Here is a 26,642-nt window from a genome sequence, read left to right as displayed (position 1 = left end):
TGATACCCGTCAGAATGGATACAACCTAAATAGGAAGTTATAATATGCCGGTAAAAAAGAGTTGTGGCGACTGTATTCGCCCCTTTTATTTTCAGTTAAAAAAATATCGCGGTTAAACCTGTCGCTGAAAATGATAACCAGCCTGGCGGCCAAGTTATATTGTTGATTCAACGCGGAAAGAAAATAATTGAGCTTAGATTTTTTCGGGTATTTAACATGTAACTGGTCCTGTATAGGCTTCACATCATGAAACCGATCCTTGCTATTCCAAGAGCTGTGCAGGAGCGCGGTAAAACTTGTTGGCTGTTCATGTTTAGAAGTATGGGATATTTGATAAAATTCATCCTCTTCTAAATCATCAACATATTGATGGTAATTTGACCATAAGCAGGTCAATCCCGCGGCCAATTGAATGGCCAGGAAAAGAAAACAACTAAATATTTTTAATATGAAATGAAACCTACTCTTCATGCTCGGTTGCGAATCTAATGTTTGATTTGAAAAACTCAAACCGATACTTGAATAACGGTAGAATTTAAAGATGAACGACATTTATATTAATATTTGTTTAACAATTTTGAAAATAATTCACATTTTTCAAATCAGCCCAAAACCCAACCTGATATTGATTTTGCTCATAAACACATGAAATTTATGGAGATATATTATTTTAATACCCTTAGGATAATATTTTTATGATGATCGGAAAAACAAAACGCGTTATTTGACACAACAAATAAAATCAATACGAATTATATCGGAAGAAAGAGCTATTCCTCTACCCATTTATAGCGGTAGAAAGATGACAAAAAGCAGTTTATAAAATTTTATTTCGACGTAAATTTGCGGTACACCAAACAGAACGGTTATGAAGCAATTATTTATGGCCTTACTAGTAGCGTGTTCAACTACATCACTTCCAGCAAGGGCACAGGATTATAGCGGTCTTTTCATGACCTTGGACGATTACAAGGCAGCCAAGCTCAGCTATAAGGACGCAAAAATCAATGCCGATGTTGCATTTCATCCAAAACTCGTGAAAGTTAGCGGGACCGAAAAACACCAGTTCGAAAAAGGACAATTGTACGGTTTCAAGGATGCCCGGAACAGGGTTTTCCGTTTTTATGAAAACAACAGCTACCAGGTGGTTGACACCACGCATTTCGAGATGTACAGCCGCGTAGTGAACATCACTAACGGGAAAGAGCGTACCAAGGAAAAATTGTATTACTTCAGCACCGAACCCGGCGCACAAGTACAATTATTAACCAAGGAAAACTTGAAGAAAGCATTCCCGGGCAATGAAAGATTCCATGTCATGCTGGACATGCAGTTTAAGACCGACAGGTCTTTGCAGCGGGACATTTTGAAAGACGGTGCATCTAAAGTAAAACAACTGTACGCTGTTTCTTTAAACAACCTAGGTGTTTAAAAGGAAAGTTATGTATGAACCATGGCGGTTAACTGCGGTTAACCGCCATTTTTATTATTTATAAGTGTAAATAAAAGTTGGCCATCAAGCTGCTAAAAGTAGGCGTGTATTTATCATCACTATTTTTGATGACCAGGTCACCTACCGCGATAATTTCCGCTACATTCCTCCTAAAAAAGCCAATGGTTCTAAAATATTCATGCTTGGGCGTTTGCCTTAGGTGTAATAGCTCATGGACATGTAAATGCTGCCCGGCAGCTAGCTCCTGGAAACGCTGAAATTCTGCAAATGGTAATAATAATGCGAAAACGCCTCCTTCCGACAGGTTTTTTAGCACGCCCGCTATTAAATCAGGATAACTTAAGGTTACGGCATGCATAGCGCGGTTACGGCCCGCTGAGGGCCCCTGCAAGGACTGTTCGTAAAATGGCGGATTGCTAATGATTAAATCGAATGCTTTCCCGGGTTCAACCGTTTGAACGGCACCTTCCATTAAATGCAAGCGATCTGCCCATGGAGAGTTTTTAAAATTATCCTCCGCCTGTTGTGCAGCGGCCGGATCTAACTCGATCGCCGTAATATGAGCGGGGCTTTCCTGTGCCAGCATTAGTGACAATAAGCCCGTTCCGGCGCCGATATCCAGCACGTTCTCCATCGCTAAGTTAGATACCTTGGCAAACCTGGCGGTAAAGGCGCCAAATACCGAAGCATCGGTACAAACCTTCATCGCGCATTGCGATTGGTGTACGGTAAATCTTTTGAACTGAAAATATGAATTGCCCTTTCTTCCCATGAAAAATTAACCAAATACAGCCCTGGCACTTGGAATGGCATCCCAGCCCACGAACTCTCCTGCAATATATTTATAATGTGCTGTCATGGCGATCATGGCAGCATTATCTGTACAATATTCAAATTTAGGGATAAAAGTGCTCCAACCGTATTTTTCACCGTAATGGGTCAACGCGTTACGTAAGCCCGAATTAGCGCTTACTCCCCCGGCGATAGCGATATCCTTGATGCCGGTTTCCTTGCTGGCCTTCACCAGTTTATTCATCAGGATAGTCACGATCCTGTCTTGAATAGAAGCGCAGATATCCGGCATATTAGCCGCTAGGAAGCCCGGTTGCTCCTGTTCTTGTTGCTGCGTAAAATAAAGGATCGCGGTTTTCAGTCCGCTGAAGCTAAAATTCAAGCCCGGAATTTGAGGTTCGGGGAACTTGAAGCGTTTTGGATCTCCTTCTTTCGCATATTTATCAATTAATGGTCCACCCGGATACGGTAAGCCTAAAATCTTCGCTGATTTATCAAATGCCTCCCCCGCAGCATCATCGAGCGTTTCACCGATGACTGTCATCTGCAACGGGCCGTCGACGCGGACAATCTGTGTATGTCCACCGGAAACGGTTAAGCATAAGAATGGGAAACGGGGTTTCGGATCTTCGATGAAATTTGCCAAAACGTGTGCTTGCATATGGTGTACCCCGATTAAGGGTATATCCAGGGCCAGGGCCATCGCTTTCGCGAAGCAGGCGCCTACCAATAATGAACCTATTAATCCCGGCGATTGTGTAAAGGCAATGGCCTGCAAATCAGACTTCTGCAACCCGGATTTTTGTAGGGCTGCTTCCACCACGGGAACGATATTTTCCTGGTGCGCCCGCGATGCCAATTCCGGCACCACGCCCCCGTATTGCTCGTGCACGGTCTGGTTGGCGATGATGTTCGATAAAATCTTGCCCCCCGAGATTACCGCGGCGCTCGTTTCATCGCAAGAGGATTCTATTGCTAGTATATTAATTGACATAAACGCGGCAAAGTTACAAAACTGTTCACGGATTTTTATGGATTGCGGGATTTCACGGATTCTTTATTTTTTATTTTGGATTGCGGGGCTTACTGAGGGGGGATTGATTGGATGCTTTGTATTTTTTATTGATATTTTATCATTGTTGTCCGACTAAAAATGCTTTAAAGATACTTGAATTCCTTACCTGGTCAAGGATATAAGCGAAGGATGATACATTCAAAATCCGGGGTGCCCCGCCAAGAGAACCCTGGAACTTCGCACTGTTGATAGCGAAGGGAAGCTTGGCCATACAGTAGTAGAAAGGCCGGATCGAGCGATCAAATTGGCGGCCGTAAGGGCCAATTTGTGCCCTTTTTTCGTGCTTTTTTGGGTAAACAAAAAAGTACAAGAAACGAGCAGATGAACATTGAATCGAACTTTTAAGGCGATTATAATTTTTTCATTGAAAATTTAGTCGGACAATAATAATTCTTTATTTAATATTGAATATTTGATATATGATATACGAAGGATTGTATTGATGATTTTTATTATATACAAGCTTGGTGGATATTTTTAACTTGTATGTTTTTTAATAATCATGTTTGTTTTAAAATCTTCTATTGTTATACTTATTATTGATACATTAATTATATTAATAAATATTCGTTTATTTTATTGAGCGATTGAATTTTTCTCGACGGATTTTTCATACATTCGATTTAATTCAAAATCAATTTCAATTAGAGTTGATTCATTATTTTCGTGATTCTTAATATATAATTAAGCGTGTTTGTATCCTTCATCAGGGTAAGAACTAACCTGCACCTTTTTTACGCTTCCCAAGAATCCTTTCCGCCTCGGCATAATTATTTTTTTTTACCTCAAAAAGATCTTTGTTATGAAAAATGAGAAGAAAGCGTTAAATGTAAATTTGATCGACTTTTTAGATCAAGAATTAAAGAGTCTTCCCGGGATTTTCAAGCAAGAAGTTTGTGAACGTTTGAATATTGATGAAGCAACGTTTGAACAAATGCGTTCCCAAAATCAACCGATTTGTTCCTTTGAACAGCAAGTGGAAATCGCGGCCGTATTTAACGAAATCGGTAAAACCCTCCATGAGTGCAATGCGGATTTTATGATGGATGAAATGCGCATTGCCGAGAACCTTAGTAAACCTGGCAATTTATTCGTAGTGTATACTTGAATGGGTTGACCGATGCTTCGTGTGGAGACAGGGTATACCTTGTCTCTAACATTTGCGCGGATCCGGTAAAATGCGTCCGCTTATATAAATATCAATATAACTCGGCTTTCCCTTTCAATTGCTCTTTCAACAACACCTCCGCCCTTTCGACCTCCTTCCGGTAATTGATAATTTTATCTTCTTCATGTTTTATAATCACGGGTTGTTCAAAAACAAATGCATCCTGCCCGAACTCAAGCCAATCGTTTTGCAATGCAACCAATTCAAACTGCCCGCTGTTGAGCATGAACAATGTCCTGTTGATCAGCGCTTCAATGTTTATACTTCCCTCTACATACAACTTATTATTCCGGGTATTTGTAACGGTTAATACACCCATCGTAGGTTTTATGGAAGTGAATTGCTCACGCAATATTTTTCTTTTTTCTTTATTCATGCTCCTGGTTCTTTTAATGGTTCAATATCGCCACCCAGCGATTTTAAAAGCTGGTTGATGCTATTCAGCGATTTCGCAGTTGCGCCGGGAAATAATTTAACCGCGACATTTTCCGCCGTTTTACTCGCTTCTTTAAAAACTTTCGCCCCCGTTTCGGTAAGCACCACGTAACTCACCCGCGCATCCCTTTCATTGGTTTCCCGGGATACCAACCCAATTTTCTCCAACGGATTTAATACCCTCGTGATCCCGGATGCGGTAAGTCCCGTTTTTTCAGCCAAATCAATGCGGCGCAACTTCTGTTCTGCCGATCCCGACAACAGGTATAAAACCATGTAATCGGTTAATCCTAAGCCGTGTACACTCAGGGAATCAAACTTTCTTGATATTAATGATTGCACCTTCAGGATGTTCAATAATACGATTAACGCTGTTTTACTCATTGCTAATTACTTGAATACTCAAATATTTAGCAAATATATTGGATTTAGTTCGGATCGGGATTTTTTTTGTTTAGATTGATTTGGGTGGGATTTGGATGCAAGGCATGCGTTGGATCTACGGGCATGAAAATGGGGCGCCGTTTGGACGCCCCGTATAAAAATATATTCAGAATACTATTTACTTTTAATTTCCCCGGATGGCGACAACGGGATCTAATTTTGACGCCGAAAATGCCGGCACAAAACCCGCGATTAATCCAACGAAGGCCGAGATAGACAAACCGAACACCACGTTCTTAAGCGTTAAGGTCACCGTGATGTCCATTGACGTAAGCACGGCAGCAAGACCTAATACCATCAACAGGCCGAAGAGACCGCCGATCAGGCAAAGCATAACGGCTTCTAACAGGAATTCTTGTAATATAATAGATTTCTTTGCCCCGATTGCTTTCTTTAGCCCGATGATATTTGTCCTTTCCTTCACCGTCACAAACATGATGTTGGCAATTCCGAAACCACCCACCAAAAGGGAGAAGAAGGCAATCACTCCACCCACGACATTTAACAATGTAAACATCTCGTTCAAATCATCATCCACGGCAGTGATTTCGTTTAAACTGAAATCATCATCTTCCGTAGGTTTTAACCTGCGGATGGCACGCATATTACCATGTATATCATCTTTCATAGCCTCTAGCGAAACGCCATCCTTGGCTTTCACCATGATGTACGGATCCCCGAAGCGGCGTTCATCCACCAGTTTCCTGAGAAACTTGTAAGGCGTAATCACCGTATTATCTCCAAAAACACCATCTACCATACCACTTCCCTTGTATTTCAACAAACCGATCACGGTACATTTATACCCGGCCACCTTTACTTCGGTTCCTACGATTGTCATCCCTTCGGGGAAGAGTTGTTGCCAAATATTGGCCCCTAGAATCACGACATTACCACCGTCAGTAGCTTCTCTTGGCGTGAAATAGCGCCCGGCAACGATATCCATGCTCTGGATCTTGTCGAAATCGTAAGTAACGCCCAGTAAGCTGATATTTTCGATATAATCGGAACCGTATTCAATTTTCCGCCTGGCCACGTCGAACACGAAGGTACCTGCTGCCACCGTGGTAGAGCGATCCGTAAGTTGCTTCAGTTCTTCGAAGCGCGGTTCCGGGCGGTTTACATATTTCCACCAAGGGAAATCCGGTCCACCATCCCAGGGCCATTTCTGTATATAAATAACGTTATTGCCTAATGCAGCCACTTCGCTGCGGATATTAGTTTCCAGGCTATCCGTGGCTGTTTTCACCGCGATGATACAAAAGATACCGATCGTGATACCCAGTAGGGACAAAAACGTTCTCAACTTGTTAGAGCGAAGCTCCTGCAAAGCCATCAACAAGCTGTTAGTTAATATTTTCAGGGTAGAAAGCATAAACCAAATTTAATGTATATCATGAATTTTTACATTTATTTTTCGTTGAAAGGTAAAATATCTTGTCAAGTTTCCAAGTAAAAGAAGCCTTCAAATTGCCCGATTTTCGTTGCTTCTTCGTACCTTTGCAGCCATTTTACATGTATGAAGTACGCTAACGAGATCAATAAACGTAAATCCTTTGCCATCATCGCCCACCCGGATGCGGGTAAAACCACGCTCACGGAGAAATTCCTCCTGTTTGGCGGCGCGATTCAAACGGCGGGGGCGGTAAAGAGCAACAAGATTAAGAAACATACAACATCGGATTTCATGGAGATCGAACGCCAAAGAGGTATCTCTGTTGCCACTTCCGTAATGAGTTTCGATTACCGCGACACGATCGTGAATTTGCTAGATACCCCCGGTCACAAGGACTTTGCCGAGGATACTTACCGCACCTTAACCGCGGTAGACTCCGTTGTATTGGTGATCGACTGCGTAAAAGGCGTGGAAGAACAGACCGAGCGCTTGATGGAAGTGTGCCGCATGCGCGACACGCCCGTAATCATCTTCGTCAACAAGATGGATCGCGATGGTAAGATGCCTTTCGATTTGTTAGATGAGTTGGAAGAAAAATTGTCCATCAGGGTAAGACCCTTAAGTTGGCCGATCAATATGGGTAAGGACTTTAGAGGTGTATATAATTTGTATAACAAAAGTTACGTTTCCTTCTCCCCCAATAAAAAAGCTACGGACGATGACATCGTTCCGCTGAAAGATTTAAGCAGCAGTTTCGTTGATGAGAATTTCAATGAAAAAGATGCGGATCAATTGAGAAGCGATGTAGAATTGATTGAAGGGGTGTACGATCCTTTTGAAAAAGAACCTTACCTGGAGGGTAAATTGGCTCCCGTTTTCTTCGGTAGCGCCGTGAACAACTTCGGTGTAAAAGACCTGTTAGACACTTTCGTGGAAATCGCTCCCCTACCTAAACCACGCCCTGCCAGCACAAGGGATATTGATCCTTATGAAGATAAATTCACCGGGTTCATTTTCAAGATTCACGCGAACCTCGATCCCCGTCACCGTGACAGGATTGCATTCCTGCGGATCTGTTCCGGGAAATTTGAGCGTAATAAATTTTACCACCATGTACGTTTAGATAAGGACATGCGTTTCAGCAACCCTTATACCTTCATGGCACGCGAGAAAAATATCGTGGATGATGCTTACCCGGGCGATGTTGTTGGTTTGTTTGATACCGGCAACTTCAAAATCGGAGATACCTTAACCGAAGGGGAAGAACTCTTCTTTACCGGCATCCCGAGCTTCTCCCCTGAATTATTCAAGGAGTTGGTCAATAAAGACCCGATGAAGACCAAGCAACTGGAAAAAGGTATCCGCCAATTAACAGATGAAGGCGTGGCGCAGTTATTTACCCAACACAATGGTAACCGTAAAATCATCGGTTGCGTCGGTGATCTCCAGTTCGAAGTAATTCAGTACAGGTTGCTACAAGAATATGGCGCGGCCTGCCAATTTAATACTTTGCCTTTCTATAAAGCTTGCTGGATTACCGGCGATAAGCAAAAAATTGAAGATTTTATCCGCTTCAAGGGTCAAAATATCGTGGAAGATAAAGATGGACACCTGGTTTACCTCGCTCAATCCGAATGGTATTTGAATACGGAACGCAGCAACAACCCGGATATCGAATTCCATTTTAGTTCCGAGATACATAAGTAATAATCATCTTAAATGCACGGGGTTCGAAACCTGGCTTTCCGTGTTTGGGTGTTTGACTTTCGAATTTTATACTGAAAACAACCGGAAGCCCTCGCTAGTTCGATCTTCCCTGTTCGGACTCCCATATGGCGCCAGGTTCTACTGGTAGAACAGCCTGTTCGGCAACATTAGGGATCCAACAAATGGCAGTTCGCGGTGCAAGAAGTAAGTACCGCTTCCTTTACGGTACAATTGTGAAGTTCCTCAATTGACCGTGGAGCCGAGCTGGGAAGCTCGAACCATCAAGGGGAAACCGAACAAATAACAGAACCGAAAGCCACCATTCCTATGGCGGCTTTTTAGCTTTTGCTTGAAAAAATACCACGGCCAAGATTAGCCGTGGTGGTTTGGTACGTCCAACTCAATTATCGCTTGATAGATAAATCGTTTGTTAATGAAGTAAAATGTTGCAATGTCGTTTGGATCGCTTCATCCAATGCTTTTCCCCTTATAGTATTTTCGAATGCCTGCCTTTCCAAGTCAAGCATCGTTTTGTATAATGATTGACCCTTGTATTGCTTTTGCAATTGCAAGGTTTTGTTTTGAGCATATATACCTTGCCAGGCTTCCCGCACCTTGGCCCAAAATTCTTGATGCTGTTTCCACCAAGCTATGGCCTTTTCACAATGTGCATCATCAACTCTTTTATAAGTATTCAAGCCTTTCTCTTTTACGATGACAGAATCTTTCCCGGCGGCTCTCACAATCTTAAGATTATCCTGCTCATGCACGGAACCGGAGCCGGTGATTTCATGGTGGTTCGTTCTCCTCATCACGTTATAGTCATTGCGGGTTGTGTATTCTCTTCTCGGCAAAGGCGCATCGCTGGTAGCTTCCCAATAATGCCTTCCATCGGTATGCACCCAGGTAGCCGTTCCTTCGTAACGCGGCTCATCGTCAACGCCGTAAACCTTTTGAGTCCATTGTCCGGAAACGGAGCTGACCGGCAATTGAACAGGAACCCATTGTTGGTCTTTATCATATCGCAACAATTGCCGGCCTTGGTAAATCCAATCTTCCGTCCAATGTTTGATCACACCACCGCCGGCAATCAGTAAATGTTGCAGGATGATATGATTCATTTCATCTTTCACTAATGCAACATATTCTATTGCACCATCGATTTTATGATACCCTTTCGGGCTATAATTAGTATCCGAAGGAAATGTTTCGGCATATTCAAAGCTAACCTCCATGCAGCCGCACATATTTTTAATCGCCTCGCGATCCTCTTGTTGCTTCCCTGCCGATTGTGCCAATACAAAACCGGGTAAAAGCAGGCATGATAATAATTGGACGTAATTCTTTAGCATATCATGATTCAGTTTACGATCATTTTAATTTGGTTTTGGGATTAACAAACGGATAAAATCCGGTTGTTAAAGCAGGTATAGGGTTTTCATCAGGATAGAATAGATAGCTTATTATTACTCAAATTCACGGGTACCGCTAGCGTTCAGCACGTAATGAAAACTGATTAGCCTGCTGGGCATCGTGTACTCCGGATTTTCGGGAGCGTCTTTATAGTAACTGTAGATTTTAATTTTAGCATAATTACCCTTGCTGGTTTTGACCACGATTACCTTAGCAGGTAAAGGCGTCACCAGGTGGGAAGTAAAATCGTAATTGTACCAGGATTTAATCGGCATCATACCTTCGGCATCCACCTGGTAGCCATCTGCCGGCGCCACCATAACAGTATCGTACAAGGCATCGATAATTTGTCCAGAGGTAGCGCCCGGGCCGCTTGTACCACCGTTCATAATAACATTCAAAGATCTGAAACCGATATCCCATTTGGTACTTGCAGAATCAGCATTCGGGATGATCTTATTTTCTTCCAAGCTGAATAATGTGTAACTACCGGTGCCGGCAGTATCGGCAGCCAGGTTGGTAACAGTTTGCACGGTGATCGTTGGCTCTTGCGGATCAGGCTTTTCATCGTCATCTTTACTACAAGCAGCGGCACCAGCCATTGCGAAAGCGATAATTATGAAGTAGGATTTTTTCATTGTTGTTCTATTGATATTTAATAATTATTGTCCGACTAAATTTTAACCAGGGAGCAATTTGATCCCTCAAAAGTTCGATTCAATGTTCATCTGCTCGTTTCTTGCACTTTTTTGTTCACCCCAAAAAGCACCAAAAAAAGGGCACAAATTGGCCTTTACGGCCACCAATTTGATCGCTCGATCCGGCTTTTCTACTACTGTATGGCCAAGCTACCCTTCGCTATCAACGGTGCGAAGTTCCACGGTTCTCTTGACGGGGGGTTGCAATCTTAACATTCATAATTAATATCAAAAATTGATATGATTATATAATCCGCGGAGTGTTATGTTATGTTGTATTGCATTGCAAAAATAGTACGGGAAGAAATAAATGATTTACCTATTCGGGAATTAGAATAACTCGAAAGGGAAAAATTATGTTTCCTTCAATCAATAAAAAAGCCGGGACAAAACTGCCCCGGCTTACTTATTTCGTATTAAAATCTTTTGATTTAAATATCTACGATCGCTTCATCGCCGTAAATCTGTTTACGGTATTTTAACGAAGGCGATGCTACAAATTCGCCCAAGTTCAGTTCATTCCATATGAGATCCACTTTTTCGATGGTTGGCAGGTCGCTCACCACGATATTAGGCCAATCCCTTTGGAAGTTATCCCATTCCTTCGTTTTCAGCGTTCCGTCCAATCCTATGAGTGCTTCAACTTTCCCGGTACTTTCGATGGAATCTTTCTCTTCAATAAAATGATCCCTTTTAGGGTCAAGGTTATTACAGAAACGCCACAATGTTGATGGTAAATCTGTTACATCTACCGTATGTTCAACATACAGCAGCATCTTGATACCCTTCAAAGCAGGCAAGTCAAACAATTGCTTGTTCAATGTTTTTATATGTCCTTTCTTATTTTTCTTAACGGCAAGAATCAAGCAAGGGATATTATATTTTAATAAATCTTGATTAATCGCCGTGATGCCTGGCAATACACTTTGAATAGCCGCCACTTCTATCGCTTTCGGCGCTTCCGGGAAATGGTAACGTTCATCAATTTCTTCCTCGAATTTAGTTGTACCATCGATGCACATCTTTCCACCGAAGCCCATTTTCGAGCAAGAGTGATCCAGCACGTCCATAGGTCCTTGGCTGAAATATATATCTGTCGCGGGATTAAGGTGCTTAAATACATGCTGCGCCAGTTTTTTATAATCGGTGATCGGCGTATCTTTCCCTGCTACCACTAAAATTTTGTTGAACATCATCTGCCCGGCACCCCACATCGCGTTCATCACTTTTTGCGCTTGGCCGGGATAATCTTTCACGATTTGCGAGATCACCAGGTTATGGAATACCCCTTCTACCGGCATTTCCATGTCCACGATTTCCGGCACCAAGGTCATCTTGATCGGGGCCAGGAAAATCCGCTCCGTGGCTTTCCCGATCCAGGCATCTTCTTGCGGCGGCACCCCCACAATGGTAGCGGGATACACAGCATTCTTGCGATGCGTGATCGCCGTAACATGGAAACGGGGATACCAATCAGCCAAGGAATAATACCCGGTATGATCACCGAATGGACCTTCCCAGATCAGCGGATCGGCGGGATCAACATATCCTTCGATTACGAAATCTGCATCTGCGGGCACTTCTAACTCGGGCTGCGTGATACATTTCACCAATTCTACCTTCTTCTTCCGGAGAAATCCAGCCAACATATATTCATCAACATTCTCGGGTAGCGGTGCGGTTGCAGAATAAGTATAAACCGGGTCGCCGCCTAATACTACGGCAACCGGCATTTTCTTACCAAGTGCCTTATATTCGTTGAAATGCTTGGCGGAAACTTTATGTTTATGCCAATGCATCCCGGTTAAATCTTTTTCGAAGATCTGCATCCGGTACATCCCCACATTGCGGGTACCGTTGTGCGGATCTTTTGTATGGATAACGGGTAAGGTGATGAAGGGACCACCATCTTTCGGCCAGCATTGAATTACCGGCAATTTAGACAGGTCCGGCTGCTCCATCACTACTTCCTGGCAAGCTCCTTTTCCACCCACCACTTTCGGCATCCAGGAGGCAAATTGCCCCAGTTTCGGCAACATGGATAATTTATCGAGAATCCCTTCTTTCGGTTTGGAAAGCATTTTAAATAAATCTTCTATCTCGCGGGCAATATCATCCAACTCTGCCACGCCTAAAGCCAGGCACATCCGCTTATAACTTCCCATCGAGTTCATCAATACCGGGAAATCATAGCCCGTATTTTCAAATAGCAACGCTTTACCGCCACCCGGCATTTTGCTAACCCTGTCCGTGATCTCCGCAATCTCCAAATGGGGGTTCACGTAACGTTTTATGCGCACCAACTCCCCTGCTTGATCGAGTGTATTAATAAAATGTTCAAGATTCTTAAATGCCATACGTTCTTATTTCAATCTTCAAAAATACAAAAAAGGATGCTCCTTACGAAGCATCCTTTTGATATAACTGATCGTATGACAAAATTTATCCGCCAATAATCGTCACACCGGCGCTGATAATCACTTTCGGCGGCCTTGGAGCCGTGATAATTACCCTCCTTGGCGGCGGTACCGGCCTACCCGGCACAACGATCACTTGTTCATATCCATGGCAATACTTCATGTGATGGTGATGAACCTTACAGGTAGCCTTAGCATGATGATGTTTGGCAATATGTTTATGTTTCGGCATTTTATGCCCGTGATGATGATAGTGTCCTTTATGTTGTGCACTGGAAGCAATAGCAAATCCAAAGATGCAGGCTGACAGAAGTAAAATCCTTTTCATGTGATGGCATTTAATTGGTTCGTTCTTGTGTATTCGAGAATCACGATAATCGACTAAGTTTTTCTTAAATGGTCTACCTGTGTATTTTCAAGAAGTATGCCAACATGAAATCTTACCGGTTGGGACAGTTTTACAACGCGCGAACTTTATTGAAAAATCCTTTCATCAAAGGGGAACTTAACGCGCTTAACAATTTTAATTCTAGTGAAGTCTTTATGCTTGGGGTTGATCAACAAGTTATAGTCTCCTTGTGTAACAGCGGAAGGAACATGTAATAAACAGTACTTATTTTCCGAGATAAATTTATCCCCGATTGTTTGAGATGCCGGGTGATAGGGAAATGTATTCCAGTTCTTGGGAAGACGGGATACATCCAGTTTTAAGATAGCCATGTCATCCGGAATCTCTATTGTTAACATCATAAAATCTGCCGGAAGCATTGCCAGGGAGAGATGCACCGCCACCTCCGCCATGGCCAAAGAACGATTCATTGCTGTATAAATAACTTCCACCCCTTCAGAATTCCACCTGGCGCCTTTTAAAGCGGCGCCTTTACCGGAAAGCGTATTAGAAAATACCTTCCGGGATAAACGATAAACCTCCATTATACAAATATTCCGTAATTAATCCTAGTTAATTCGCCAATTACCAATTCCTTTCCATAGGAATCTTTAAGAAGCTCGATAGGTTTTATTTTGCCCAAAGCAAAACTGGGCGTATTTAACCAAAGTTTTAATTTATCGATATCTCCGAAAACTTCCAAACCTATTTTGGTGACTTCAGCCATCTCGATGATTTTCTCTGATTGAATCGGTCGAAAGCTTTTATCATCTTGGCGATACCTTTGCAATGTTTTCGTTGAAACATCCAGCAGATCCGCCCAGTAATTTTCTGTAAACGGCGTAAAATTTTGGATCTTATCGAACAAAGAATAAGGCACTCCATGCCTGATAACGCAAATCATCAAAATTTTATCAGCCAAAAAATTATAAAAAGTAATATCCTTTATTGAAAGATTCAATTTCTTATCAATTTTCGAACTTTTAATGAGGGTGAGTATTTCTTTATCCAGCCTTTTATCGTATGCAAGCGTTGCGGCAATCATAATACAGACATTTGTCCTCTAAATTACGACATTTGTCCCGGATTTCAAACTATAAGGTTATAATTAAAGAAAAACCCCGCCACGGAGGCAGGGTGATCTATGTCTATATGGACTTTGTTGGGGAACATCAGTCCAACAATGATTATGCCATTCTTAAAATTTCATGTTCGCGCAACCCGTATTTTTTATCGCGCGGCCGAATGATTTATTTCTTCCACCTAAACGGTAAGTAACAGTTAAGCCTGTAAATGCATACCAGTCTTTATTACCGGGATTCCCCCTCACGGTTCCATCCGGCGGGTATACGCCGGGGTTCCCTGTTTTCGGATTCACTTCATCTCCCCTGTAAGCCATATCCACCGCCAATTGACCACGGTACTGTAAGAGTAGATTTTCATCGACATAAGTTTTACTTACATCATCGAGGTAATCCGTAGAAGTATAACGCGCCCCTACTTCAACACCAACGGTCCATTTCGGATCCAATTCGTAACGGAACCCGACCCCGAAAGGCACGGCGAACTGAAAAAGGTTATAAGGAAGCCTATCAGCGTATTCCTGCATACCTTGACCTTCTGTACCGAGATCCCGCAGGTTTACCCAGTTGCCGTTTTGCGTTTTACCCATGGGGTTAAATAAGAATCCGCCGATACCGGCAAAAATATAAGGCGTATATCCCCTTTCATAAATATCGAAAAAATTGAATTCACCAACCAGGCTTATTTCACCAATATGGCTCCGGAAGCTGAGGTTCCGGTCTTTCAGCGCTTGGCTGCTATTAGAACTATCAGCCGCGGCAACCATTCCCCATTGGAAACCGGCCCTTACACTGAGATAACGGTTAACATCCCTCCTAACGAATAAACCTAGGGTGGGACCGATATGTTTGAAATTGATTGTTTTCTCAGAGAGGTCCCCGTTGTAATTACTAATACCTGCCATACCACCCACATGCCAATCCTGCCCCATTACGAGTACCGGTAAACAAAATAATACGATCGGGATGATGAAATACTTTTTCAAGATCGACGCGTTTTTGGTGAATACACTATTAACGTAAAAACAATTTAAAAATTACAAATTCTATTTGAAAAATATTGAATTTGAATTAATTACATACGTTTAATCATATTACTGTTTTGTAAAACAGTATCTTTTAAATGATTATTTTTTTATATCGGAACGGGCTTTTAATTTGATAACAAGAACTATCTTTATAAAAACGTCTTATGACCTTCCGTTCCCTCGCGAATATACCGGCCCAAGAAGTTGTACAATGTTTCCTTGAAGCATTTAAAGACTATTACGTAAAATTTAATGCCGCACCGCAATATTTCATTAACCGCTGGAAAGCAGCGAAAGTTGATTTCGATCTTTCATTCGGAGCTTTTATCGATGAGCGGTTAGTTGGATTTGTTTTGATGGGTATTGATGATTGGAATGGTTATAAAACTGCTTATAATGCCGGGACGGGCGTCATTCCACAATTTAGGGGTAAGCGAATTGTACAAAAACTTTACGATCACTTTATTCCGCTGCTCAAAGCGCAAGGAATAGAACAAAGTATCTTGGAAGTAATCACGGTGAACGAAATTGCAATTAGAGCCTACAATGCTATCGGTTATGAAATAGAGCGGGAATTGTTTTGCTTTTCCGGCACATGCAAACAAAAAACAACTAGAAAAATATTAAAGGAACCTTTTCATACCGGCATATCAATCGGCGCTCAGCCACAGGCATATTCCTGGGAAAACACTACCGAACATTTATTAATGACCCCGCAATTATATGAATGCTGGACTACGGTTGATGACAGCGGAGGTATTATCGGGAAGGCACTGATACAACCCAATACAGGCTATATAGCGCAATATGAATTTCAATCGGTTGAAAATGGTATTGAATTGATGCAAAGTATTGCTTCCCACTGCAACATTCTCAAGATTAATAACGTGGATGAACATCACCAAATGGCGCTCGAAGTTTTTAGAAGCTCGGGCTTACAGGATATTATCCAACAATACGAGATGAAATTAGTCCTGAGCTAAAGTGCCCCGGTATTAGGCGGGGCACTTCAAGCGTTTTAGTGTACGTGGATTTTATAAAGCATCAGAACTTACCATTTCCCAGCTATCAACTTGCGCCATCGCCAAGTCGTCTTTAACCCGCTGCGGCAAATCGCCGGACAATAAATATCCCGGTTTAGCAGAGGGGTAAATTTCTTCAAAGCTGCGCACTTCGTTCATAAATACGCGGCGTTGAATATGCTTGCGGGTCAATTTTTTAGGATCGCTCAAACCTGCGGCAGCGCTAAGTTCAATAGCACTTTCAATCGTATCGCGGTGATAATTTGCGACGCGGCTTTTCTTATCTTCCACAACTAGTCCCGCCATCAACCATTTATCTTGGGTAGCCACGCCTGCCGGGCATTTATTTGTATTACATTGCAAAGCCTGGATACAACCGATGGCCATCATCATGGCACGCGCGCTATTACAAGCATCGGCTCCCAACGCCATAGCCCTCAAAATATGAAAGCCGGTTAAAATTTTACCGGATGCCAGGATTTTGATTTCTTTACGGATCCCGAAACCCACCAGCGTATCATGAACGAATGAAAGGGCGTCCATAAAGGGCATACCAACCGAATTGGAAAATTCCGGCGGCGCTGCTCCCGTTCCTCCTTCACCACCGTCTACGGTGATAAAATCGGGATAGATATCCGTTGCCATCATGGCTTTACAGATCGCGTAAAATTCGCTTTTCTGCCCTATGCATAATTTAAAACCTACGGGTTTTCCACCGCTGAGCTCCCTCATCTGTTTTATAAAAAGCAAGAGTTCTCTCGGGGTAGAAAACGAAGTATGGTACGGTGGTGAAAATATTGTTGTATGGGGTTGTACATGCCGGATAGCAGCTACTTCTTCCGTATTCTTCGCCGCTGGTAAAATACCACCGTGACCGGGCTTTGCTCCTTGTGAAATCTTCAGCTCAATCATCCTAACAGATGCTTGCTTAGATTTCTCTGCAAATAAACCGGGGTGAAAATTTCCATGATCATCCCGGCAACCGAAATAACCGGTACCGATTTGCCAGATGATATCCCCCCCATGCTTCAGGTGGTAAGGACTGATTCCGCCTTCGCCGGTATTATGTGCGAAGTTTCCAATTTTTGCACCGGCATTTAAGGCTTCAACCGCGTTGGAACTCAGGGAGCCGTAACTCATGGCGGAGATATTGAAAATACTACAGGAGTAAGGTTGTTTACAATCCTTCCCGCCGATTACGATCCTGGGATCTTTATCCATTTTATCAAAACCGATCGGTTGGATGGAATGTGCCAGCCATTCATACCCTTCCGCATACACGTTGAATTGCGTTCCGAAAGGTTGAGAATTTAACTCCCTCTTTGCCCTCTGGTAAATCGTGGAGCGGTCAACCCTGTTAATAGGGCTTCCGTCGATATCGCTCTCCACGAAATATTGGTAGATTTTTGGCCGTAAATCTTCCATCCAGTAACGCATCCTACCGAAGATAGGATAGTTTCTCATGATGGCATGTTTGCTTTGCGCCATGTCTGCAATTAACATGGTTGCCAAAGGCGCTACCAAGATAAAAAGTATCCAAAACCAAGGATAATAAAATGCTAATAAAGCCAGTCCTATCAAAACTAAAACAGCTGTGAAGATCAAGATTTTTCTCATAACACCACCTATTTGCGGGCAAAGGTATAGAATTAATATAATAGAAAAAGTCCGTAGATGCTGTATTCCAGCCAGGTTTTAGATAATTTCAAAAAAAAGGCGAATAACTATCACGGATATGAAATTTAACATCGAACCCTTCAATGATCGTGAGTACATCCCAGGTTTTATTTATAATTTGTTTTTCTCCCATCAATATGCTACCGTAAACCTGCTCCGGATATGCTTGGGTCGTTCTAACTCGTCGATCATCGCTACGGCGTAATCGGCCACGGTAATCTTACTATGCCCGTTGCTATCAAAAACAACCTGGTCCCCTCCCATCCTGTAATTACCGGTGCGCTTGCCGGGGTCTATGCTGATAGGTGGTGATAAAAATGTCCAATCCAGGTCCGCGTCTTTTTGCAAAAGTATGAGCATCTCCCGGGTTGCCATGGCCCCGCCCTTGAAGAGGGCTGGAAAATCCGGTGTATTGATGAGTTCCACGCCGGGCGCGACCTCCAAGCTGCCGGCCCCGCCAACTGCTAAGAAACGCCTTATCCCCGATTTATGCAAGGCATCAACGATACTATGATTGGCTGCAACCTGTTCCGTGTATATATCCGGGTTTTGCCAACCCGCGTTATACGCGCTGATCACGGCATCGTGCCCTTTGATTATCTCCGACAGGTTTTCTTCATCGAGGGCATCCCCTTTTAGCTTCGTCAATTTTGGATGTTCCAAGTTAATTTTTTCAGGGTGCCTGACAATTGCGGTTACTGCAATGTCCCTGTCCAATGCTTCTTTTAAAATGGCACTACCAATAAATCCGCTAGCTCCAATTAATGCTATTTTCATCTGGGTTCTGTATTTTTGATGAATGACAATTTGAACGCGTGTTGATCCCGGCAAAAGCTTATTCTTTACTTTCAACGTTATTATTATTAAACAAATAAAACATTTAAGTGTTTAGTCTATTTAACACTCCCGGGTTAACTATGTTTCCAACTACAGTGCATTACTTGATAACGGCAGGATGCTAAATAAGTAATAATTTGATCGCGGGCAATCTATCAAATGAAACATTACCGTAGGTATAATATTTGTTATATTAGAACGAATAGCAGACAGTATTAAAAATAAACATAATTTGTGAGCGAAACGCCTTCCAAAAAATCTATCAAAAGAAAACTCTTAAAATGGTTACTAGGAATTATATTAGCCCTGGTCTTATTGCCGTTTATCATCCTTTTGATCCTCCAGCTCCCCCCGGTTCAGAACTTCGTGAAAAACAAAGCGCAAAATTACCTTCACAAGCAGTTAGGAACGGAAGTAAGCATCAAATCCCTGCGTTTTAAATGGTGGAATGAATTATCCTTGAAGGGATTGTATGTAGAGGATAAAACCAGGACGCCACTGGTTGCATCCGGTTCCCTTGATGTGGAATATAACTTGTTGGCTTTGATGCGGAACAAGGTAATTATCAGCTCCCTAGACTGGAACGAGCTGGATGTGAATATTTACCGACCCAAAACCGACAGCAATTTCAATTATCAATTTATTATCGATGCTTTTTCAAGCGGCCAAGCCACCCCACCCGATACGCTCGTTGATGAAAGCAGCACCACGATCGACTTTGAAATTGGAAATGTACATTTGAATAAATTCAACTTAAAATATAATGATTCCCTCGGCGGCATGTTGCTAAGTGCAAGCTGGCACGGCATCGAATTGATCCCGGGAAAGCTCAACCCCGGGAAAAATTCATACCATGTGCGGGAGTTAAACATAGATAGTTTACACGTTGCCTTCCAACAAGATTATATCCCGTCTCCTTCCGAACCAGAACCGGGAGCCGGCGATACCGGCACCGCTTTTCTATTAGCAGTCGATAAGTTCAACCTGACCCATAGCAAATGGCTTTACAAGGATGAAGCCAGCGGTCTTTCAACCTCTGGAAACACGGACCGGATCGCTATAGAAAATGCCCGTTTCGATTTACTTAAAACACTTATAGATGCCGATATCCTGACTATTGCTAAAACCCGGGTTCAACTTTCGTTGGATACGGCGGCAGCACCGCCACCCGCAGATACTTCCGTTTCTTCACCGAATACATGGGTTGTCCAAGCAAATAAAATTGATGTCGATTCCTTATATTTTCAAATGGATGATGAGACGGCCCCCCGCCTAGCTAAGGGGATCGATTACATGCACCTCGGCATTTATCCCTTGGTATTGAATGCAAGTGATGTATATTATAGCAATGACAGTTCTTCTGTTAATATCGGCCATACTTACTTAATTGAAAAAAGCGGCTTGCAATTAAAGGAGATGAAAGGTAACGTGGTGTATACTTCGAAAGGCGCTAGCTTGAAAAAGTTCGTACTGCAAACTGCCGGAAGTAAACTGGATGTGGACATTGATCTCGGGGTACCCGGCTGGGAAAACATCAGTGATCAATTAGGTCAATTACAAATTAAGGCTAACATACGCCCTTCCGTTCTCGCGGTAAATGAAGCCGGGTATTTTGTGCCAGATCTTACTAACGACACATCGATGGAAAACATCATGCAAAAAAGGTTAAGCTTACAAGGGAACCTGGCAGGCAGCATGGCGAACTTAATCATCCCTAAATTCATCGCCAGGGACCAAGACGGCACCCTGATCGATTTAAGTGGAAGCGCTACCAATATAACGAGTACGGATAAACTTGGTTTTGACTTCAGCCGTATTAAACTACAAGGAAACAAGCAAAGTATCGCATCTTGGCTGCCTGGCAATACTTTGCCTGGAAATGTGGAGCTTCCTCAGAATATGTTACTTACAGGTAGTATTAAAGGTGGCGTACAAAGACTACACCCCAACCTGATGTTCCAGTCTTCCTTCGGAAATATCGGTATCTCGGGTGATGTGATCGATTTTACCGATACTGCGAATTTGAGTTATGATTTACAGCTCAGGACTGAAAATTTGTACGTGGGTAAATTTATACGTGATACCACGATAGGCATCTTGAACAGCGAAGTAACCGCTAAAGGAAAAGGTACCGATCCCTATCATGCCAATTTAAACAGCCTGGTCGACATCCATCAATTCACTTATAATAATTATACTTATAATGATATCCATCTCGAAGCGGAACTCTTAGAAGCCCAATATAAGGCGCTTGGTTATGTCAAAGATTCAAGTCTTAAATTACAATTGCATGCAACCGGGAAAGTTGATACGCTGCATCCAGGCATTGATGCTTCTGTAGACATCGACAAGTTCGATTTATACAATACGCATTTTATGACGCGCCCCTTTATATTAAAATCTTGCCTGGCGGCCCATATCGACAACCTCCAGCCAAGAAACTTGGATGCCTCCGTTATCGTCGATAAAATACAGTTTGTCGATAACGACCAACTGTATGTTTTGGATAGTATTATTTTGACGGCGGGAAAGGAAGATGATCTACAAACGGTTCGACTGCGATCTCCATTTGGATACCTGTCTGCGCAGGGTGATTTTAATTACCAGACATTTGCTTCATCGCTTCAAGAATTAATTAATCGCCAGTTGATGGCGCCAAGTTTGGTACAGGCATACCAGCCTTCAGAAAGGCAATGGTTACAGTTTGACGGAACTTTTTCAATTCCCAAATCATTGCGCAAATGGTTGCCCGGCATTGTTATGGCTCAACCTTTAACTTTAAACGGTAGGTTTGACACTGACAGCGCTAGCTTAAGAACCAATATTTTCTTACCTGCGTTCCAATATGATGAATTTGTAATTGACACTATCCGCGCTCACATCGATGCAGATACGAATGCATTGCATGCGAACCTGAACTTGGCCCGTTTACAGCACCCGCAATTCCCCTTGGAACGAACGTCCGTCATAGCTAGGGCGCAACAGGGAAAATTGGATTGGCACCTCGTTCTGGATGATCATAAACTTCAACCGAAATACCGCTTCGGCGGCATACTGGAATATTTACAAAAGGATAGTTTGATGTTCTCCTTACAAGATAGCCTTTTATTAAATTACCAAACGTGGTCTACTGTCGGAGAGAACCGCGTATTGATCGGTGATAGCGGGTTGGTGTTCGCTGATCTCGGGATGAGCCAAGGGGCGCAAATGATTCAAATCAAGACTGAGGATAAAAAACCCGGCGAGTTATTACCCGGGATCATCGTGCAGTTAAAGGAGTTTAACTTGGCTTCATTAACCAGCTTAATTGAAAAAGATACCGCGTTAGTTGGAGGGTTTGCCACCGGTAAAGTTCAGATTACCAACCTTGATACGAACCCGTTACTGGACGCAGATGTAAAAATTGATTCTGTGAAAGTTATGGGAACGGGCGTAGGCAACCTTGCACTTTCCGCTACAACCCCGGAAGTAAATCAATATAGGATAAACGCTCATATATCCGGGAACGATAATGATATAACGCTGTTCGGTACTTATGGCGATCAACTCGATTTCGAATTACTACTCGATAAATTAAATATGAAAACCGTGGAGCCATTCACATTCGGCGCACTCACCGAGATGGACGGCATCGCCAACGGTAAACTTGAAATTAAAGGCACCACCGATGATCCGGGTATTACCGGTCAACTTTATTTCAAAAATGTACAGTCGCGTGTCACAATGATCAACAGCTTATTCAGATTACCTGGTGAAGAACTTACTTTTACCCAGCGGGGACTGGAGTTTAAAAATTTTGTAGTTACGGATAGCGCCCGGAATGAAGCCGTCATCAACGGACAAATACTCACCAGGAATATGGATAATTTCATTTTCCGGTTAGATGTTACCGCCAGGAATATGATGGTCCTAGGTCCGAAAGTAAACAAAGATCAATGGTATTACGGTCCCGCCTATATTGATGCGGATGCGCAGATCCGCGGTAGTTCAAATCTTCCAAGGATCACGATGAATGTGAAGCTACGTGAAAAATCGCAGGTAACGGTTACCGTCCCCGAAGATGATCCCGGCATCGCTAACCGTGAAGGAGTCGTTCAATTTATAGATATGGATTCACCTATCGACTCCAGCCTATTATCTGCCCAAGATACTTTATCGCTTACCAATACCCATATGAGCGGTTTCTCTTTCCTCGGCGACATTGAAGTTGATCCACAATCAACAATGCGCATCGTGATCGATCCATCTAACGGGGATTATTTAGAAGTGAAAGGAACCGCGACATTGAATTTATCTATGGATCCAAGTGGTAAGATGAGTTTAACCGGCAGGTATGAAATTGACCAGGGGAAATATGCAATGTCCCTGAGTCAATTGATAAAAAGGGAGTTTGATATCCAAAAAGGCAGCACCATTATTTGGAATGGAGATCCTTTGAGCGCCGATGTTAACATCACGGCAAGATATTCTACTGCCGCGCCCGCAATTGATCTTATTGGCGACCAGCTAACTGATGGTAATACCAATAGGAACATGTACAATCAAAAAGTGCCGGTATACGTGTACTTGAAAATTACGGGGGAATTGCTCAAGCCCGATATTGGCTTCGAATTAGACATGCCTGAAAAAGATCAGAATATATTTGGAGGCGCCGTGATTACGCGCTTACGGCAGATCAACCAGGTAGAAAGCGACTTGAACAAACAGGTTATGGGCTTGTTGGTATTAAACCGGTTTATATCAGATAATCCTTTCGATGCATTGAGCAGCGGCGGTGGTTCCGTCGAGGACGTTGCCCGAAAGAGCGTTAGTAAAATACTTTCCCAACAGCTCAATAACTTGGCAGGGTCTTTAATTAAAGGTGTCGATATTAATTTCGATCTTGAATCTCAAGAAGATTATACTTCGGGCTCAAAAACTGAGCGCACCGACCTGAATGTGGATGTTTCCAAAAGGCTGTTCAGTGATCGTTTAACCGTGTCCGTAGGTTCCAATATACCGCTATCAGGATCCGGGGCGCAACAGAACGCCAGTAACATTATCGGTGATGTTACCGTGGAATATACTTTAACCAAGGACGGTCGCTACCGGGTACGCGCATACAGGAGAAATTTAACAGACGTGATCCTAGAAGGGCAAAATATTGAAACCGGGGTAAGCTTTATCTTGGTAATGGATTATGACGAATTTAGGGAAATCCTTCACCGGAAAAAAATCAGGACGGAACAGAAACTAAGAAACAACGAAAATTAGCAAACTAACAAATGCTACGTAAGCTCAACATATTAGCAATTATATTACTAGTTATCCTGGGAAGTTGTTCCACTACGCGAACCGTTCCCGAAGGAGATCGATTATATACCGGCACCAGCTTTAAATGGGATACTAGCAAACCGAAAGACTACAGCGTCTTGATGGGCGCTATCGAAGATAGAACACGCCCGAAAAGAAATAAGAAATTCCTCGGGATGCCCATAAAATTATGGTTATACAACCTGGGCAACGAACCGAAAGGTAAAGGGCTGAATTATTTGCTAAGAGAAAAATGGGGAGAACCACCGGTATTATTGAGCCAAGCCAAACCTGCGAGCACAAGTCTTATTTTAGAAAGTTACCTGGAAGATAAAGGGTATTTTCAAGCATTGACAAACTATGAAATTAAGAATTCCGGTAAAAAGAAAGCTTCCATAACTTATATATTATCACCACAACACCGGTATACTATTGAAAAAGTTGAGTTCAGGGTCGATTCCAGCACTAAACTAGGCAACTTCATACTATCATCTACCAAACGCTCATTATTAAAAGTTGGTGAAAATTATGACCTGGATATCATCAAGGACGAAAGAACCCGTATTGCTAATCTATTGAAAGAACAAGGCTATTATTATTTTACAGACGAGAACTTACTCGTTCAAGTTGATAGTACTAATAACGGTAAAGTTGATTTGTATGTAAAAATTAAAGAGAATAGCAGCCGCATTGCCTTAAGGCAATATTATATGAAAGAGGTAGAATTATTTACTAATTATACCCTGGGGCGCGACAGTCTCATCCGGGATTATAAAGGTCATAATTACGAGGGGTTTACCATTATTGATCCCGATAGTTTATATAGGCCGCAAGTATTCAAAAATTCCGTGTTCTTGAAGGAAGATAGTTTGTACAGGCTGAGCTCGCATAATATCACGTTACACAGGTTAGTCAATCTAGGTACATTCAAATTTGTCCGTGGGCAATTCCGCCCCAGCAGGGATAGTAGTTATTTGTATGCTAATTTTTACTTGACTCCCTACCCTAAACGATCATTACAATTACAAGTTTCCGGTTATACGAAATCCAATAACTACGTTGGTTCAGAACTTAAATTATCTGCCAAGAATAGAAATTGGTTTCATGGCGCCAACTTGTTGGAAATAACTGTCGGTGGAGGCTACGAGGCACAAGTCGGTGGTAAAAGCACACAATTGGCAACCAATGCTTACAGCTTGAACCTGGGAGCTTCGGTAACTTTCCCCCGGTTTGTTTCCCCTATACCGGGACTGAATATCAGGACCCCGTATGTGCCCAGGACAAAACTTGGCATCGGGTATGAATTACTAAGTAACCCGAATCAGTATAATCTCAATGCTTTCAATTTACAGTTTGGGTACTCTTGGCGGCGCACCCTTTATTTGGATCATATTTTCAACCCTGTTTCTATTACATACGTGCTGCCATCCAAAATATCGCCGGAGTTTCAAGAGCGGCTTGATCGCGATCCTACTTTACAGCAGTCTATCTCGAAACAGTTTATAGTGGGAGGTAACTATACATTAAACTTTAATAATTTAAACCCGAACCGTTACCATTCGTTTTTTGCCAGCTTCAACGCGGATGCTGCCGGAAATATATTTGGACTAGTGGTACCCAAGGATAAGACGACCGGTAAGAAGACACTTTTTGGCCAGGATTTTTCGCAATATTTACGGTTGTCTATAGATGGTCGATATTACTGGAAATGGTCTAAAACATTAACTTGGGTAAATAGGGTATTTGCCGGTTATGGTATTCCTTATAATAACTCTTATTCATTACCATTTGTGAAACAATTCTTTATCGGAGGCAGTAACAGTTTACGTGCTTTCCGCGCCAGGACGCTAGGCCCCGGTAGTTTCCGATCAGATAGTAGTGAATATTATGCTAATGAAGCAGGAGATATTAAACTGGAATTTAATAGCGAAATCAGGTTTATGCTTTCTAAATACTTGCAACTTGCCGCGTTTATGGATGCCGGTAATATATGGCTGAAAAAAGAGGACACGAGCAAGCCGGGTAGCCAATTTAAGTTGAATAGCTTCTTGAGTCAAACCGCTGTTGGTGGCGGTATCGGCCTACGGATTGATGCATCTATCCTAGTAATCCGCTTCGATCTCGCCTTCCCGATGCGGAAACCTTACCTACCGGCAGGTGAACGCTGGGTAATTGATGAAATTAATTTCGGGGATCCGAGATGGCGGAAGGAGAACATGATTTTAAATATCGCGATCGGCTACCCCTTCTGATCACTGATTACACGGATTACACAGATGACGCTTGAACGGATTGCACCCGCACAGATTGCACTTGTA

General features: G+C 42.6%; 21 protein-coding genes. 6 read left to right on the top strand and 15 right to left on the bottom strand.

Annotated elements, in window-relative coordinates; genetic code table 11:
• Positions 1 to 9 precede the first annotated feature (9 nt).
• On the bottom strand, positions 10 to 552 hold the full coding sequence (locus tag COR50_RS14745) for a hypothetical protein (protein ID WP_098194696.1): 543 nt from the start codon (positions 550 to 552) through the stop codon (positions 10 to 12).
• A 316-nt stretch (positions 553 to 868) separates the two neighbouring features.
• Between COR50_RS14745 and COR50_RS14740 the strand changes: the two genes are divergently transcribed.
• Positions 869 to 1,432: a hypothetical protein gene (locus COR50_RS14740; protein WP_098194695.1), complete on the top strand. Its 564-nt coding sequence runs from the start codon at positions 869 to 871 to the stop codon at positions 1,430 to 1,432.
• A gap of 58 nt (positions 1,433 to 1,490) precedes the next feature.
• On the opposite strand, the gene COR50_RS14735 is transcribed toward COR50_RS14740, so the two are convergent.
• Both COR50_RS14735 and tsaD read right to left on the bottom strand, forming a co-directional pair.
• On the bottom strand, positions 1,491 to 2,225 hold the full coding sequence (locus tag COR50_RS14735) for a tRNA1(Val) (adenine(37)-N6)-methyltransferase (RefSeq protein ID WP_098194694.1): 735 nt from the start codon (positions 2,223 to 2,225) through the stop codon (positions 1,491 to 1,493).
• A 6-nt stretch (positions 2,226 to 2,231) separates the two neighbouring features.
• Complete coding sequence (gene tsaD / locus COR50_RS14730) at positions 2,232 to 3,239, bottom strand: tRNA (adenosine(37)-N6)-threonylcarbamoyltransferase complex transferase subunit TsaD (protein ID WP_098194693.1); 1,008 nt, start codon at positions 3,237 to 3,239, stop codon at positions 2,232 to 2,234.
• An 883-nt stretch (positions 3,240 to 4,122) separates the two neighbouring features.
• Here tsaD and COR50_RS14720 point away from each other — a divergent pair.
• A complete protein-coding gene (locus COR50_RS14720; RefSeq protein ID WP_098194691.1) occupies positions 4,123 to 4,428 on the top strand; it encodes a hypothetical protein in 306 nt (101 codons plus the stop codon).
• A 91-nt stretch (positions 4,429 to 4,519) separates the two neighbouring features.
• On the opposite strand, the gene COR50_RS14715 is transcribed toward COR50_RS14720, so the two are convergent.
• From COR50_RS14715 to COR50_RS14705, 3 genes are all read right to left on the bottom strand, one after another.
• Positions 4,520 to 4,864: a GIY-YIG nuclease family protein gene (locus tag COR50_RS14715; RefSeq protein WP_098194690.1), complete on the bottom strand. Its 345-nt coding sequence runs from the start codon at positions 4,862 to 4,864 to the stop codon at positions 4,520 to 4,522.
• Positions 4,861 to 5,307: a MarR family winged helix-turn-helix transcriptional regulator gene (locus COR50_RS14710; RefSeq protein ID WP_098194689.1), complete on the bottom strand. Its 447-nt coding sequence runs from the start codon at positions 5,305 to 5,307 to the stop codon at positions 4,861 to 4,863. Before COR50_RS14710 ends, COR50_RS14715 begins: the two co-directional genes overlap by 4 nt.
• A 184-nt stretch (positions 5,308 to 5,491) precedes the next feature.
• The gene (locus COR50_RS14705) at positions 5,492 to 6,742 is read right to left on the bottom strand and encodes an ABC transporter permease (protein ID WP_098194688.1); all 1,251 of its coding nucleotides are present in this window, start codon (positions 6,740 to 6,742) and stop codon (positions 5,492 to 5,494) included.
• Between the two features lie 144 nt (positions 6,743 to 6,886).
• On the opposite strand from COR50_RS14705, the gene COR50_RS14700 reads away from it, so the two are divergent.
• Complete coding sequence (locus tag COR50_RS14700; RefSeq protein WP_098194687.1) at positions 6,887 to 8,470, top strand: peptide chain release factor 3; 1,584 nt, start codon at positions 6,887 to 6,889, stop codon at positions 8,468 to 8,470.
• 404 nt (positions 8,471 to 8,874) lie between these two features.
• Here the strand turns inward: COR50_RS14700 and COR50_RS14695 are convergent, their stop codons facing one another.
• The 7 genes from COR50_RS14695 to porG all read right to left on the bottom strand — a co-directional run bounded on the left by COR50_RS14695 (position 8,875) and on the right by porG (position 15,454).
• On the bottom strand, positions 8,875 to 9,822 hold the full coding sequence (locus COR50_RS14695; protein ID WP_198405657.1) for a DUF6607 family protein: 948 nt from the start codon (positions 9,820 to 9,822) through the stop codon (positions 8,875 to 8,877).
• A 114-nt stretch (positions 9,823 to 9,936) separates the two neighbouring features.
• Positions 9,937 to 10,521 carry an HmuY family protein gene (locus tag COR50_RS14690; RefSeq protein WP_098194686.1) on the bottom strand — a complete coding sequence of 195 codons (585 nt, stop codon included), beginning with the start codon at positions 10,519 to 10,521 and terminating at the stop codon, positions 9,937 to 9,939.
• 491 nt (positions 10,522 to 11,012) lie between these two features.
• Complete coding sequence (locus COR50_RS14685) at positions 11,013 to 12,938, bottom strand: menaquinone biosynthesis decarboxylase (RefSeq protein ID WP_098194685.1); 1,926 nt, start codon at positions 12,936 to 12,938, stop codon at positions 11,013 to 11,015.
• A gap of 85 nt (positions 12,939 to 13,023) precedes the next feature.
• Positions 13,024 to 13,326 carry a hypothetical protein gene (locus COR50_RS14680; protein WP_098194684.1) on the bottom strand — a complete coding sequence of 101 codons (303 nt, stop codon included), beginning with the start codon at positions 13,324 to 13,326 and terminating at the stop codon, positions 13,024 to 13,026.
• 146 nt (positions 13,327 to 13,472) lie between these two features.
• Positions 13,473 to 13,931: an RES family NAD+ phosphorylase gene (locus COR50_RS14675; RefSeq protein ID WP_098194683.1), complete on the bottom strand. Its 459-nt coding sequence runs from the start codon at positions 13,929 to 13,931 to the stop codon at positions 13,473 to 13,475.
• Entirely contained in the window at positions 13,931 to 14,431 is a 501-nt protein-coding gene (gene parS / locus COR50_RS14670) for a type II RES/Xre toxin-antitoxin system antitoxin (RefSeq protein ID WP_098194682.1), read from the bottom strand. The genes COR50_RS14675 and parS overlap by 1 nt, the downstream gene beginning before the upstream one ends.
• 153 nt (positions 14,432 to 14,584) lie before the next feature.
• Positions 14,585 to 15,454 carry a type IX secretion system protein PorG gene (porG, locus tag COR50_RS14665; RefSeq protein WP_098194681.1) on the bottom strand — a complete coding sequence of 290 codons (870 nt, stop codon included), beginning with the start codon at positions 15,452 to 15,454 and terminating at the stop codon, positions 14,585 to 14,587.
• Between the two features lie 206 nt (positions 15,455 to 15,660).
• Here porG and COR50_RS14660 point away from each other — a divergent pair, with 206 nt between their 5' ends.
• On the top strand, positions 15,661 to 16,479 hold the full coding sequence (locus COR50_RS14660; RefSeq protein WP_098194680.1) for a GNAT family N-acetyltransferase: 819 nt from the start codon (positions 15,661 to 15,663) through the stop codon (positions 16,477 to 16,479).
• Positions 16,480 to 16,530: 51 nt separating this feature from the next.
• Here COR50_RS14660 and COR50_RS14655 read toward each other — a convergent pair whose 3' ends face one another.
• Together COR50_RS14655 and COR50_RS14650 are read right to left on the bottom strand one after the other, a co-directional pair.
• Complete coding sequence (locus COR50_RS14655; protein WP_098194679.1) at positions 16,531 to 18,135, bottom strand: FMN-binding glutamate synthase family protein; 1,605 nt, start codon at positions 18,133 to 18,135, stop codon at positions 16,531 to 16,533.
• A 192-nt stretch (positions 18,136 to 18,327) separates the two neighbouring features.
• Positions 18,328 to 18,972: an NAD(P)-dependent oxidoreductase gene (locus COR50_RS14650; RefSeq protein WP_098194678.1), complete on the bottom strand. Its 645-nt coding sequence runs from the start codon at positions 18,970 to 18,972 to the stop codon at positions 18,328 to 18,330.
• Between the two features lie 294 nt (positions 18,973 to 19,266).
• On the opposite strand from COR50_RS14650, the gene COR50_RS14645 reads away from it, so the two are divergent.
• Together COR50_RS14645 and tamL are read left to right on the top strand one after the other, a co-directional pair.
• Positions 19,267 to 24,285 (top strand): translocation/assembly module TamB domain-containing protein, encoded by a 5,019-nt coding sequence (locus tag COR50_RS14645; RefSeq protein WP_098194677.1) that lies wholly within the window; start codon positions 19,267 to 19,269, stop codon positions 24,283 to 24,285.
• Between the two features lie 11 nt (positions 24,286 to 24,296).
• Positions 24,297 to 26,576: a translocation and assembly module lipoprotein TamL gene (tamL, locus tag COR50_RS14640; RefSeq protein WP_098194676.1), complete on the top strand. Its 2,280-nt coding sequence runs from the start codon at positions 24,297 to 24,299 to the stop codon at positions 26,574 to 26,576.
• Positions 26,577 to 26,642 lie beyond the last annotated feature (66 nt).

Source organism: Chitinophaga caeni (assembly GCF_002557795.1).
In the GTDB taxonomy this organism is placed as follows: Bacteria; Bacteroidota; Bacteroidia; order Chitinophagales; family Chitinophagaceae; genus Chitinophaga; species Chitinophaga caeni.
The sequence above is the reverse complement of the archived record's forward strand: the minus strand, read 5'-3'. Positions and strand labels throughout refer to the sequence as shown.

Coding starts and splice junctions, on each gene's coding strand:
- COR50_RS14745 (WP_098194696.1), bottom strand. CDS start 552: ATGTCGTTCATCTTTAAATTCTACCGTTATTCAAGTATCGGTTTGAGT.
- COR50_RS14740 (WP_098194695.1), top strand. CDS start 869: ATGAAGCAATTATTTATGGCCTTACTAGTAGCGTGTTCAACTACATCA.
- COR50_RS14735 (WP_098194694.1), bottom strand. CDS start 2,225: ATGGGAAGAAAGGGCAATTCATATTTTCAGTTCAAAAGATTTACCGTA.
- tsaD (WP_098194693.1), bottom strand. CDS start 3,239: ATGTCAATTAATATACTAGCAATAGAATCCTCTTGCGATGAAACGAGC.
- COR50_RS14720 (WP_098194691.1), top strand. CDS start 4,123: ATGAAAAATGAGAAGAAAGCGTTAAATGTAAATTTGATCGACTTTTTA.
- COR50_RS14715 (WP_098194690.1), bottom strand. CDS start 4,864: ATGAATAAAGAAAAAAGAAAAATATTGCGTGAGCAATTCACTTCCATA.
- COR50_RS14710 (WP_098194689.1), bottom strand. CDS start 5,307: ATGAGTAAAACAGCGTTAATCGTATTATTGAACATCCTGAAGGTGCAA.
- COR50_RS14705 (WP_098194688.1), bottom strand. CDS start 6,742: ATGCTTTCTACCCTGAAAATATTAACTAACAGCTTGTTGATGGCTTTG.
- COR50_RS14700 (WP_098194687.1), top strand. CDS start 6,887: ATGAAGTACGCTAACGAGATCAATAAACGTAAATCCTTTGCCATCATC.
- COR50_RS14695 (WP_198405657.1), bottom strand. CDS start 9,822: ATGCTAAAGAATTACGTCCAATTATTATCATGCCTGCTTTTACCCGGT.
- COR50_RS14690 (WP_098194686.1), bottom strand. CDS start 10,521: ATGAAAAAATCCTACTTCATAATTATCGCTTTCGCAATGGCTGGTGCC.
- COR50_RS14685 (WP_098194685.1), bottom strand. CDS start 12,938: ATGGCATTTAAGAATCTTGAACATTTTATTAATACACTCGATCAAGCA.
- COR50_RS14680 (WP_098194684.1), bottom strand. CDS start 13,326: ATGAAAAGGATTTTACTTCTGTCAGCCTGCATCTTTGGATTTGCTATT.
- COR50_RS14675 (WP_098194683.1), bottom strand. CDS start 13,931: ATGGAGGTTTATCGTTTATCCCGGAAGGTATTTTCTAATACGCTTTCC.
- parS (WP_098194682.1), bottom strand. CDS start 14,431: ATGATTGCCGCAACGCTTGCATACGATAAAAGGCTGGATAAAGAAATA.
- COR50_RS14660 (WP_098194680.1), top strand. CDS start 15,661: ATGACCTTCCGTTCCCTCGCGAATATACCGGCCCAAGAAGTTGTACAA.
- COR50_RS14655 (WP_098194679.1), bottom strand. CDS start 18,135: ATGAGAAAAATCTTGATCTTCACAGCTGTTTTAGTTTTGATAGGACTG.
- COR50_RS14650 (WP_098194678.1), bottom strand. CDS start 18,972: ATGAAAATAGCATTAATTGGAGCTAGCGGATTTATTGGTAGTGCCATT.
- tamL (WP_098194676.1), top strand. CDS start 24,297: ATGCTACGTAAGCTCAACATATTAGCAATTATATTACTAGTTATCCTG.